The 10,904-nt window shown below is 53.4% G+C and carries 11 protein-coding genes; 10 read left to right on the top strand and 1 reads right to left on the bottom strand.

Going from position 1 to position 10,904, the window contains the following annotated elements; genetic code table 11:
* Positions 1-121: 121 nt before the first annotated feature.
* Complete coding sequence (locus A6M21_RS01325) at positions 122-739, top strand: uracil-DNA glycosylase (RefSeq protein WP_242868726.1); 618 nt, start codon at positions 122-124, stop codon at positions 737-739.
* Positions 740-830: 91 nt separating this feature from the next.
* On the opposite strand, the gene A6M21_RS01320 is transcribed toward A6M21_RS01325, so the two are convergent.
* Positions 831-2,411: a sigma-54-dependent Fis family transcriptional regulator gene (locus A6M21_RS01320; protein ID WP_242868725.1), complete on the bottom strand. Its 1,581-nt coding sequence runs from the start codon at positions 2,409-2,411 to the stop codon at positions 831-833.
* 434 nt (positions 2,412-2,845) lie between these two features.
* On the opposite strand from A6M21_RS01320, the gene A6M21_RS01315 reads away from it, so the two are divergent.
* From A6M21_RS01315 to lipA, 9 genes are all read left to right on the top strand, one after another.
* Positions 2,846-3,145 carry a DUF6506 family protein gene (locus tag A6M21_RS01315; RefSeq protein ID WP_066666109.1) on the top strand — a complete coding sequence of 100 codons (300 nt, stop codon included), beginning with the start codon at positions 2,846-2,848 and terminating at the stop codon, positions 3,143-3,145.
* 69 nt (positions 3,146-3,214) lie between these two features.
* The gene (locus tag A6M21_RS01310) at positions 3,215-3,613 is read left to right on the top strand and encodes a Lin0512 family protein (protein WP_066666107.1); all 399 of its coding nucleotides are present in this window, start codon (positions 3,215-3,217) and stop codon (positions 3,611-3,613) included.
* A 36-nt stretch (positions 3,614-3,649) separates the two neighbouring features.
* Positions 3,650-3,847, top strand: a complete 198-nt coding sequence (locus tag A6M21_RS01305; protein WP_066666106.1) for a hypothetical protein — start codon at positions 3,650-3,652, stop codon at positions 3,845-3,847.
* 67 nt (positions 3,848-3,914) lie between these two features.
* Positions 3,915-4,415, top strand: coding sequence for a VOC family protein (locus tag A6M21_RS01300; protein ID WP_066666105.1), 501 nt, complete (start codon positions 3,915-3,917; stop codon positions 4,413-4,415).
* 40 nt (positions 4,416-4,455) lie between these two features.
* The gene (gene pdhA / locus A6M21_RS01295) at positions 4,456-5,418 is read left to right on the top strand and encodes a pyruvate dehydrogenase (acetyl-transferring) E1 component subunit alpha (RefSeq protein WP_066666104.1); all 963 of its coding nucleotides are present in this window, start codon (positions 4,456-4,458) and stop codon (positions 5,416-5,418) included.
* Between the two features lie 38 nt (positions 5,419-5,456).
* Positions 5,457-6,428 carry an alpha-ketoacid dehydrogenase subunit beta gene (locus A6M21_RS01290; RefSeq protein ID WP_066666103.1) on the top strand — a complete coding sequence of 324 codons (972 nt, stop codon included), beginning with the start codon at positions 5,457-5,459 and terminating at the stop codon, positions 6,426-6,428.
* Positions 6,429-6,454: 26 nt separating this feature from the next.
* Positions 6,455-7,474: an ATP-NAD kinase family protein gene (locus A6M21_RS01285; protein WP_066666102.1), complete on the top strand. Its 1,020-nt coding sequence runs from the start codon at positions 6,455-6,457 to the stop codon at positions 7,472-7,474.
* Between the two features lie 57 nt (positions 7,475-7,531).
* A complete protein-coding gene (locus A6M21_RS01280; RefSeq protein WP_066666101.1) occupies positions 7,532-9,127 on the top strand; it encodes a 2-oxo acid dehydrogenase subunit E2 in 1,596 nt (531 codons plus the stop codon).
* A gap of 15 nt (positions 9,128-9,142) precedes the next feature.
* Entirely contained in the window at positions 9,143-10,798 is a 1,656-nt protein-coding gene (gene lipA / locus A6M21_RS01275; RefSeq protein WP_078060298.1) for a lipoyl synthase, read from the top strand.
* Positions 10,799-10,904 lie beyond the last annotated feature (106 nt).

The following is a 10,904-nucleotide window of genomic DNA, read 5'->3' as shown; positions in this document are numbered from 1 at the left end:
CCGGAACCTTTAATATGTGTGTGTTGCCGGGTGAATTGATCAATGGCCGACAGCCATCCACCGCTGTCAAGGGATTGGCATTGAAAATAGCCCCGGCCTGGAGTAAAATAATGACAGTAATATGGGTAAAACCTGGCGGGTGCGGGAAGGAACAAAGCCGGGTTGCGCCGGCGCGGGCGACGAGGACAACGATAATTTTAAGGAAGGTATCATTATGTTGTATGACAATGACTGCCGGCTTTGCCCCCTGGCCGGGCTGAGAAGCCATATCGTCTGGGGCGAGGGAAATCAAAAGGCGCAACTGATGCTGGTCGGGGAGGCGCCCGGGGCGAAAGAGGATCTGTGCGGGCGCCCCTTTGTGGGCGCGGCGGGAAAATTGCTGGATGAAGTGCTGACCGGTGCCGGAATTGAACGCAAGGACATATACATCACTTCGGTGGTCAAATGCCGGCCGCCCAAAAACCGCATGCCCCACCGGGTGGAAATCACCGCCTGCTCGCCCTACCTGGCCGAACAGCTTCGCCGGATCCGGCCGCGGGTGGTCGTCTGCCTGGGCCTGCTGGCTGCCCGCCACTTCCTGGGTCCGGAAGTGAAAATAAGCGAGGTGCGGGGGCGGTGGTTCGAACTGGACGGGATAAAAATACTGCCCACCTTTCATCCGGCGGCCATTTTCCGGGGGCGGGACAAATTGCCCCTGCTTAAACAAGACATGGAGAAGGCGGCCCGGGAAATACTTTAAGGCCGCACGCTTCAATACACATGCCAATTATCCGTAGGGAAGTTCGATAAAGCTTAGACAAAATGCCGCCTACGGCTGAGCAAAACATATCTTAAAACGGATTAATGTTGTATTTTTTTATTTTTTCATACAGGGTATTGCGCCCGATGCCCAGTGCCCGTGCGGTTTTGCTTATATTGCCCCTAAAATGGGAAAGTGTCTTCGAAATGGTTTTCTCTTCTAGTTGATCCAGGGTTATAATACGCCATATTTCATCTGGCGGGTTGATAAGAGATTGGGTTAAATAGCGGGGCAAATGACCGGCATCTATAATATCGTTTTCTGCGATGTTTATAGCCTGCTCGATTACGTTTGCCAGTTCTCGTATATTCCCCGGCCACTGGTATTGGGTCAGGATCTCCATGGCTGGAGAGCTTATATTTTTAATGCTTTTGTTTAACCTGGTGGATAAGATACCTAAAAAATGTTCAATTAGTATTCTAAGATCACCCTCTCTTGCTCTCAGGGGAGGGATCTCAATTGTTATTACATTAAGGCGATAAAAGAGATCTTCACGAAAATTACCGTTTCGTACTTCCTGGAAAAGATCCCTGTTTGTAGCGGCAATTACTCTCACGTCCAGCGGAATGACTTTACTCCCGCCCACCCGCATGATCGTTTTCTCCTGGAGTACCCGCAGAAGGTTGGCCTGCATTTCTAAAGGCATATCGGCTATTTCATCCAGAAAAATAGTGCCACCTTCGGCCATTTCAAATTTCCCGGCCTGTCCCCCCCGCTTGGCGCCTGTAAAGGCACCGTCGTTATAGCCAAAAAGTTCGCTTTGCACCAACCCGGCGGGCATGGCGGCGCAATTCACAGGTATAAACGGGCGGTGTCGCCGCTCGCTGGCATTGTGGATGGCCTGGGCAAATACTTCCTTTCCGGTACCGCTTTCTCCTAAAAGAAGTACGGTGGAAGAACTGGTGGATGCACGCATGGCAAGATTCACGGTTGCACGAATTTTTTTGCTTTTACCGATGATATCCTGAAAAGTGAACCCGGTCCGGTTTTTATTTCTTTCTTGGGAAACAGGATCCATCATAATTGTAAAATGGTTGCGTGTTGAAGTCGATTTCACACTGATCAGTTCATTACATAACTGGCTCTCTATTGCTTGAGCTGCCGCGACGATCATGCCGAGAGTATGTGGGTGCATTTTTTCGTAGGGACCGGATATATCCAGGCAACCCAGAATATTGCCCGCGGGACTGCGGATCGGCGCGGCCGAGCAGGTCCAGGCGTGATGTTGATAGCAGAAGTGTTCGGCGCCGGTTACCTGGATTGGTATCCCGGTGGCCAGGCATGTACCGATGGCGTTGGTTCCGACCGATCTTTCAGTCCAGTCGGCCCCCGAGTGAAAATTCAGCAATCCGGCATTGGTAAGTGTTTTATAGTCTCCCATTGTTTTTAAAATGACACCCTCTTGATCAACCAGCACCACCATGAAGCCGGAGTCCTGAATGCAGTGATAAACCGTTTCTATAATCGGGCTAGCGATAGCAAGCATTTTTTTGTTTGATTCCATGATCTGGCGCAGGCGATCATCGGGGTGTACCTGGCAACATATACCGCCGGCCGGGTTTACCGCGGCCGAACGGCATCTTTGCCAGGAAGCGGCAATCAAATTGCTCACCTGGCTTAAGTCCAGGGAACCGGAAATAATGTATTTTTCCCATGTCTTTTCCAGTCTAGCCTGTTCTGTTGCTCCGGGTGAGACAGTCATTGTCGACTCCCCCCAAATTAAAGGCTGCTCCTCGTAGCGCAGGAATAGTGAAATGCCGGTTAAAAAGCCAAGTCCGGTTGAGCTTGTATAATTATATTATGAAACTGGGCAATTTTTCAAGCAATAAACATTTAAAAGATACAATATTCATAATGTTCGAGAAACGAACGATATGTTCGCCTTTCGAACACCGGTGGTAAGATTGGTTTAACGCATGTTGTGCTATCAAATACAAATAAATAACCTATTTTTACGTCCGGTTGTTGATTATGACCGTTTATTTTTTTAACCGCCAACCAGGCATGTTTCTTGCTTCTTTAACTAACAAAAAGGAGGTTTTTCATTTGCTTAAAGCAGCTTTTATTTTCGTTGCCCCGGGAGCCGATCCGGAGCGGCACCGGACAGTAGTAAAAACTCCAGCGGTAGAATTAACGGTTGTTGGAGTAAAAGATTACGGGGAAGCTGAAGAAACGGTCAAAAATCTGGTGGCCGCGGGAACCGGTGCCATTGAGTTATGCGGGGGTTTTGGCCATGCCGGTGCCGCCAGAATCGCCCGGGTTGCAGGCGAGGACGTGCCCGTGGGGGTGGTGCGTTTCGATACTCATCCCGGGTTGGGCGGCAAAAGCGGGGACGGCATGTTTTAATTTTGCCGTGCAGATCAGGCCGCCAGCCGGTTTTATAACCGGAGAAAAGAGACGTGGAGGGCGGTTATTATGCTCAAACGATATATCATCGAGTTCGGCTCGGGTATTGATTTTCACGGGCAGGATGCCACCGGCGCCGCCCGCAAGGCCGTAAAGGACGCTATTTCCCATAGTTGCCTGTGCGGCTTGCCGGAAATTTTCGGGATGATGGACCTGAATAAAATGGTGGTGGACGTGACGGTGGCCGTCCCTCTTCCGGAAAAAGTGGACGGTGAGCAGGTGCTGGCGGAAATACCCTTCGGCTGCAAGTCAATTAAGGTGGTGGACGGCGGCATGCAGGTACCGGGCCTGTTTTTACCCGCACTGGGTGACGGAGACGACTCGATTATTGTGGCCAATGCATGTGTTGAGGTTAAGATAGCTCTGGACCCATTCAATGCTGAGATTACGGATGGAAATAAGTCGTAGATTGTAGCTTGAATTAAGCCGCAAGGAGGCCGTAAGATGAAAGCTGCGCTCTGGTATGGAAAAAGGGATGTCAAAGTTATGGATGTACCGGAGCCGCCAAGCCCGGGGGAGGGACAAGTAAAGGTAAAGGCTCCGGATGACGTGGCCTGCTTCGTATCCTATCTGGCTTCATCGGATTCAGATTATATGACAGGTCAGTCCGTAATTATTGACGGTGGGGTGATCATGAGTTAATTAAAAACGGCTAATAAAGCTATGTTCTGCAATTGACTTTAAATTAAAAAAGGAGGCGTAATGAAAAATGTTAGATAAACCGGTATTCAATAGCATTTTGCAGGTTGCGATTGTTGTAAAGAATTGTGATGCTACAGTTAGAAAATTTGCTGATGAATACGGTATCGGACCGTGGTCGATTTATGAATTTAATCCTGGCACTGTTAACAACATGATTTTACGAGGTCAACCAGATGGATATGCCATGAGGTTAGCTCTGGCGGATATCGGTTCAACACAGTTTGAAATTATTGAACCAAAAGATGATAAAAGTATTTATGCGGAATTTATAAAGGAACATGGTGAAGGTCTACATCATATAGCTTTAGGCACCAGCGAAGATTATGACCATGCTATGAAATTTTTTAAGGCAAAAGGACTTGGAATACTACAAGGTGGTACTTGGCACGATTTTACCTACACTTACTTGACGACTCAGGATGATCTTAAGTTTATTGCTGAAATGTATAATCCACCACCGAACTTTCAGTGGCCAAAACCCGATGCGGTATATCCGCCAGATAAGTAATTATTTGAATAAACTATAAACAAAGTTAGGAGGGACAGTTATGGCGTTAACCAAAGAAGAAATGTTGGTCATGTACCGGAAAATGCTGTTGATCCGGGAGTTTGAAGAAACAGTGGCCAATATGTTTTCCCAGGGACAGATTCCTGGTTTCGTGCACCTGTATGTGGGGGAAGAGGCTGTGGCAGTGGGTGTGTGCAGCAATCTTGGTGAGCAGGACTACATTGCCAGTACCCACCGGGGTCACGGGCACGGCATTGCCCGGGGCGCTTCCGTGGATAAAATGATGGCGGAAATTTTCGGTAAAGTAGACGGATATTGTAAGGGGAAAGGCGGCTCAATGCACATTGCTGATGTAGAACTTGGCTTTTTGGGCGCCAACGGTATCGTGGGGGCCGGCCTGCCTTTGGCGGCAGGGGCGGCCTTTGCCAACAAGTACTTGAACAATAATGGGGTGGCGGTTTGTTTCTTTGGTGACGGCGCTTCCAACCGGGCCACTTTCCATGAAGCATTAAATTTGGCCAGTATCTGGAAATTACCGGTGATTTTTGTCTGTGAAAATAACATGTACGGCATTTCCATGTGCCAGGAGCGGCATCAGAATATTACAGATGTAGCGGACCGGTCCACAGCTTACGGTATTCCGGGTCTCACGGTGGACGGCAACGACCTGATGGCAGTTTACGAGGCCGCGGCCGAAGCGGTTAAGCGGGCCAGGGCAGGAGAAGGCCCCACCCTCATTGAGTGCAAGACTTACCGCCACCGGGGCCATTTTGAAGGCGACGCCTGTGTGTACAGGAGTGAAGATGAACTAAACCGGTGGAAAATGAAATGCCCCATTAAGCGGTTCGGTGACAGACTGTTGGAAATGGGCCTGGCCGGCCGGGATGAACTTGACAAAATAAAAGAACAGGTAAAAGAACAAATCGAAAGTGCTCTGGAATTTGCCCGGCGAAGCCCTTTACCCGATGTATCGGAGCTAACCAAAGACGTCTATTGTGATTAAAACGCCGGTTGAAAATTTGCATTTAAGGGGTGATTGATATGTTGGAAATGACTTATGCCCAGGCTATTAATGCTGCCTTGCGGGAGGAGATGCAGCGGGACGGTAAAGTTTATATTTTGGGCGAAGACGTGGGTGTTTTTGGGGGCTGTTTTGGTGTAACTGCAGGATTGATTGATCAATTCGGACCACAGCGGGTGCTGGATACGCCCATATCAGAAACCGCAATTATTGGCAGCGCCGTGGGTGCGGCCGCCGCCGGGCTGAGGCCGGTGCCGGAAATTATGTTTATGGATTTTATGGCTGTATGCCTGGATGAATTCTTTAACCAGGCCGCAAAGATGAGGTATATGTTTGGCGGCAAAGCCAGGGTACCCGTAACTCTGCGCACTGTGTGCGGAGCGGGGGTGGGGGCGGCGGCCCAGCATTCCCAAAGTCTGGAGGCCTGGTTTACCCATATGCCCGGGGTGAAGGTGGTAATGCCTTCCACACCGGCAGATGCCAAAGGATTACTGGTAGCGTCGATTAGGGACGATAACCCGGTAATTTTTATTGAGCATAAAGTACTTTACGTTTTATCCGGCCCGGTGCCGGAAGGGGAATACAGCATACCCCTGGGTAAGGCTGACATCAAACGGCCGGGCGGGGATGTCACTATTGTGGCTACTTCCATGATGGTGCATAATGCGCTGGCTGCGGCCCAAACTCTGGCCGGTGAAGGTGTTGAAGCAGAGGTTGTCGACCCCCGCACACTCTCGCCCTTGGACAAGGACACCATACTAGAATCTGTGGCTAAAACCGGTCGTCTGGTAGTTGTGCATGAAGCGGTAAAAAACAGCGGCTTCGGCGGAGAAATAGCTGCCATGGTGGCGGAGGAAGGATTTGACTACCTGGACGCCCCCATTAAGCGGGTGGGCGCCCCCTTTACTCCCGTGCCTTTCAGTCCACATCTGGAAGCGGCCTATATTCCTGATGAAAATAAAATTATAACGGCGGTCAAGGAAATTATGTAAACTAAATAATGAAGAGGGAAGAAAGAGTGTCATCTGTGGGGATAATAGCCAACCCGGCCTCCGGCAAAGATATCCGGAGGCTGGTGGCTTACGCCACGGTGTTTGATAACAACGAAAAGGTGAACCTGGTCAGACGAATTTTAATTGGCCTGGACGCGCTGGGTGTACAGAAGGTTTACTTTATGCCCGACTATTTCGGTTTTTACCAGCGTGCTACGGATGGTCTGACGGGACAGCACCGGTTGGCGCTGGAAACCTGTTTGCTGGATATGCCGATGGAATTCAACCAGGCGGATTCCAGGCGGGCGGCAGCCCTGATGGCCGCCGCCGGGGTGCGGTGTATCATCACTTTGGGGGGCGACGGAACCAACCGGGTGGTGGCCCAGGGTGCCGGCGAAGTGCCGCTGCTGCCCATTTCCACCGGCACCAACAACGTGTTCCCTGTCATGGTGGAGGGGACCATTGCCGGTTTGGCCGCGGGGCTTTTGGTCACCGGGGCGGTCCGGCCGGACCAGGCCCTGGTGCGGTCCAAAAAGCTGGTGATCTATATCAACGGCCGGCCGGCGGACAGCGCCCTGGTTGATGCCGTGGTGCTCACGGACCGGTTTATCGGTTCCCGGGCGGTCTGGGAAGTGGATAAGATCAAGCAGTTGGTGGTTACCAGGGGGGCCGCCACCAATATTGGTATTGCCTCCGTGGCCGGCGGCATCCGGCATATCAGGATGGAGGAACCGCTGGGCATGCACCTTGAGGTGGGCGATGACAACGCGCCGCTGCAGGTTAAGGCTGCCATCGGACCCGGCCTGGTCAGGAAAGTGCCGGTGGCCCGGTACCAACTGTTGGTTCCCGGACAAAGGGTGACGGTGTTGGAAAATCCCTGCGTTATTGCACTGGACGGGGAACGGGAAATACAGGTCAACCGGGGCGATCGCGCCGAAGTGGAGCTTTCCCCGGCCGGTCCCCTGGTGGTGGATATAAACCATACCATGTCTACGGCTGTCGCCGGAGGTGCTTTTTTGAACAAAACTCCGGCCGGCGGTGTGTAACAATACCAAAATGCAAACTTTGAAACATTAATAGTGCAACGGAGTGAGTGATTAACGATGGCAAAAATTGTTCTAATGCCCAAACTCGGTTTGACGATGAAAAAAGGCCGCATAACCAACTGGTTGAAAAACGAAGGAGATCAGGTGGAGCAGGGCGAACCTTTGCTGGAAGTTATGACCGAAAAGGTTAATGTTAAAGTGGATGCTCCCTTTAGCGGGAAGCTGTATAAAATAATCGGCGAAAAGGGCAGGACTTTACCCACATCGGTGCCCATTGCGGTGCTGGCTGAGGTGGGTGATGCGGCGGAAACTTTGGAAAGAGCCGTGGCCCAGGCCCGGGAGGACCTGCAGCAGTCCCTGTCTGCGCAGGAGCAAGCAACAGAATCCAAAAAAGCCGGGGCCAAGCCTGTCAAGCCCTTTGTGGTGCTCAGCGGCAGCCGTAGAGTGTCGCCCCGGGCGGCCAGGCTGGCCCGCGAGGCCGGTGTGGACGTCAGCCTGGTCAATGGCTCGGGCTCAGGCGGCCGGGTGGTGGAAGAGGACGTCCGTGCCTACCTGGAACAGGTGCAGGGGGGCGGCCAGGCACAGCTGATGCCTATTGACGGCATGCGGGCGGTTATTGCGGAAAGAATGTCCGGCAGCAGAAAACAGGCGGCCCATGTTACGATTATGGAAGAAATAGACGTTACGGCACTGGGAGATGTACGCAGTCAGCTTAACGAGCTGGATGCATCGGGTAAATTAAAGTTCTCTTACACTGATCTGCTGGTTAAATTTGTAGCCCAGGCACTGACGGAATATCCCATGGTGAATACCCGCAGTGCGGATGATACAATCGAGTTGGCGGAACACATCAATGTCGGGGTGGCCGTGGCGCTGGAAAACGGCCTGGTGGTGCCCAACATCAAAGACGCCCACCGGCTGTCCCTGGACCAAATCTCCGCCAAGATAAAAGATTTGGCGGCCCGCGCCCGCAACAATGAATTGGAGCCCTGGGAAGTGGAAGGTGGTACCTTTACCGTCAGTAACCTGGGAATGTTCGGTGCGGAGGGGTTTACCCCCATCATCAACCGGCCGGAAACGGCCATTCTGGGGGTGGGGGCCATGCGTGCCAAGCCGTCGCTTTGGGGTGGCCGGTTGGAGAAGCGAAACCTGATGACCTTGAGCCTTTCCTTTGATCACAGAATAATTGACGGCTCCCTGGCTGCGGAGTTCTTGAGCCGGTTGAAAGAAATGCTGGAAACCCCGCATCCCTGGTTCGAACTGGAACCCCGGAACAGCAAAGACATCGTGCTGGCCGGTGGCGGCAATAACCCGGTGCAAATTCGCAAAGCTTACCAGGATGGCATCAGCAAGCTCATGGAAACAGCACCCGATGTGGTGCTGGGCTTTTCCGCCCTTACCGAAGGCATCATGTTTGATGACGGTGAAATATCCAGGTTAAATAAAGAGCTTATACTGGTCGCCCTGGCGGTATACATCAAATGTGAATATTGTATCACTGCACATGTATACAATGCACTGGAACTGGGCGCCAGCCCCGAACAGGTGCTGGAGGCGGCCAATGTGGCCGTATTTTTCGGAGGCGGCGCGGCGCTGGCTCATTGCGCCGTAATTGTGCAAGATTGTTTAGAGGCCTTTTGTAACCGTAATTAAAGGATGAACTAACTAATGAAAGAATACAGGTACAATGATGCTATCCGGCAGGCACTGGTGCTGGACCTGGCCACGGAGGACTACGGCCGTACATTGACACTGCAGCGGGAATTGCAAAAACAGCGTATGGAAAGGAGCGTACCGGACTGTTTGCTGGTACTGGAGCACCCGCCCACCTTCACCTTGGGCCGGGCGGGGGGCGCAAATAATATACTTGTGGATGAGGACTGTTTGGTCCGGGAGGGAATCAGCGTGTACAGTGTGGAGCGGGGCGGTAATGTTACTTACCACGGGCCCGGCCAATTGGTAGGCTATCCCATCCTGGACCTGAAAGATTATGAGCGGGATGTGCACCGGCTGGTAGAAAGACTGGAGGAAGTATTAATCCGCACATTGGCTGCTTTCGGCATTAAGGCCGGCCGCCGGGCCGGATTTCCCGGGGTGTGGGCGAATGAGGGTAAAATAGCCAGCATCGGGTTGGCAGTGACCAGGTGGGTGACCATGCACGGTTTCGCCCTGAATGTACACCCGGATCTGCGCCATTTCGGGATGATCACTCCCTGTGGCCTTCCGGGAGTGTCGATCACCTCGATGTCCGTCTTGCTGGGCCGGCAGGTTAGTGTGGAGGAAGTAAAAAACCGGGTGGTGGAGGAAATGGCCGGAGAGTTCGGCTGGTCATTGCTCCCGGGCGATCAGCAGGTGCAGACGCTGCTGCGCCGGCTGGGCCTCGAGACCCGAAACTTCTGGCCGGGCTGGCTCACGGTGGCGCCTCCGGGGCCGGGGGTGCTGGAAGGCATGGCCGGTCTTTTGAAACGTGGCGGGCTGCATACAGTGTGTGAGGGAGCCTGCTGCCCCAATGCTGCGGAGTGTTTTGCTATGGGCACCGCCACTTTTATGATACTGGGTGACACCTGCACCCGCAATTGCCGGTTTTGTGCGGTGAGCAAGGGAACACCGGGGGCGCCCGACCCCGGGGAACCTCCGGCGGTGGCGGAAGCGGTGCGGGCATTGGGTTTGCGTCACGCAGTGATCACCTCCGTCACCAGGGACGATCTGTTCGACGGAGGGGCGGGCTATTTTGCGGCTGTGATCCGCGCCGTGCACCGGCTGAACCCCCATACCACGGTGGAAGTGCTGGTGCCTGATTTCAAGGGATCGGCGGACGCCCTGGCCGGGGTGCTGGCGGCCCGGCCCGAGGTGTTGGGTCACAACCTGGAGACGGTGCCCCGGCTTTACGGGCGGGTGCGCCCCGGGGCGGACTACCGGCGCTCGCTTGGGCTTTTGACCCGGGCCCGGGAACTGGCTCCGGGGGTGACCACCAAGAGCGGATTGATGGTGGGGTTGGGCGAGGAATTCGGCGAAGTGCTGTCTGTTTTGGACGATTTACGGGCGGCCGGATGCGCTTACATCACCATTGGCCAGTACCTGCAGCCTGCGCCGGACCGGTTGCCGGTGCACGGGTTCATCGCACCGGGGGTGTTTGCCCGTTACCGCCAGGAATGCCTGCGCCGGGGGTTCAGACGGGCCGACTGCGGGCCCCTGGTGCGCAGTTCCTACCACGCTGCATCCCCCGGCAACCCGGGGGTGGACACGTCTGCCAATTGCCGCAAGCCTCACCCGGCGGAGGTTTTCAGGCCTAGTCAAGCCCCGGGCGTCTATCCATGGCAGTAAACTGAAATTAGTGAACTGATTGGCCGGCTTTATCAATAGTGGCTTTATTCGGGCGATGATGGTCAAGGGGTGATTAAAATGCCAGAGCAGTTATTTGACGATCAGG

The organism is Desulfotomaculum copahuensis (assembly GCF_001655685.1).
Taxonomy (GTDB): Bacteria; Bacillota; Desulfotomaculia; order Desulfotomaculales; family Desulfovirgulaceae; genus Desulfotomaculum_G; species Desulfotomaculum_G copahuensis.
Note: the sequence above shows the minus strand (reverse complement) of the source record. Positions and strands in the feature narration are given on the sequence as shown.